The following is a 1,113-nucleotide window of genomic DNA, read 5'->3' on the forward strand; positions in this document are numbered from 1 at the left end:
CGCTGGTGCTGTCCGCGGGGGGCACGGCGCTGGTGGGCCGGCGGCTGCTGCGCCAGACCCACGGGCTGGGGCCGGCGGAGATGACGCGGATGTACGACCACCACGACGCGGTGCTGCACGCGGTGCGCGAGGGGGTGCTGATCGTCGGCGGTGACGGGCGGCTGCTGCTGGCCAACGACGAGGCCCGGCGGCTGCTGGACCTGCCGCCCGGCGCGGAGGGCCGCAAGGTCGCCGACCTGCCCCTGGAGGCGGACCTGGCCGCACTGCTGGCCTCGCCGCGCCCGGCCAGCGACGAGGTGCACCAAAGCGCCGGGCGGCTGCTGGCGGTCAACAAGCGGCCCACCGCCCCCTACGGCGGGCAGGCCGGCAGCGTGGTGACGCTGCGGGACACCACCGAGCTGCGCGCCCTGTCGGGGCGGGCCGAGGTGGCGCGCGGGCGGCTGAGGCTCCTCTACGACGCCGGGGTGCGCATCGGCACCACCCTGGACGTGACCCGCACCGCCCAGGAGCTGGCGGACGTGGCGGTCCCCCGCTTCGCCGACTCCGCCACGGTGGAACTGGCCGAGGAGGTCCCGCGCGGCGAGGAGCCGGCCCAGACCGGTACCGCGGCCGGCACCGCCCTGCGCCGCACGGCCGTGAGCGGTCCGCCCGCCCACCGGCCGCTGACCCCGGTGGGCGACCTGATCCGCTTCGCCCCCGGCTCACCGCAGGCGCGCTGCCTGCGCAGCGGCCGGGCGGTGCTCGAGGCCGACCTGAGCACCGCCCGAAAGTGGCAGACCTCCGACCCCGAGCGCGCCGGGCGCGTCCTCGCCCAGGGCATCCGCTCGCTGATCGCGGTGCCGCTGCGGGCCCGCGGCACGGTGCTGGGCACGGTGGACTTCTGGCGCTCGCGCACCGGTGAGCCGTTCGGCGCGGAGGACGTGCCCTTCGCCGAGGAACTGGCCGCCCGCGCCGCGGTGGCCCTGGACAACGCCCGCCGCTACACCCGCGAGCACACCATGGCCGTCACCTTGCAGCGCAGCCTGCTCCCGCGCGACCTGCCCGCCCCCAGCGCCCTGCAGGTCGCCCACCGCTACCTGCCCGCCCGCGCCGGCGTGGGCGGGCAGGTAGCGG

General features: G+C 78.1%; 1 protein-coding gene. It reads left to right on the top strand.

The window, feature by feature from the left end; genetic code table 11:
• Positions 1 to 1,113 (top strand): GAF domain-containing protein (locus tag C1I97_RS37660; RefSeq protein ID WP_146608446.1); only part of this gene is annotated, 1,113 nt, incomplete at both ends.

Source organism: Streptomyces sp. NTH33 (genome assembly GCF_003236365.1).
Taxonomy (GTDB): domain Bacteria; phylum Actinomycetota; class Actinomycetes; order Streptomycetales; family Streptomycetaceae; genus Streptomyces.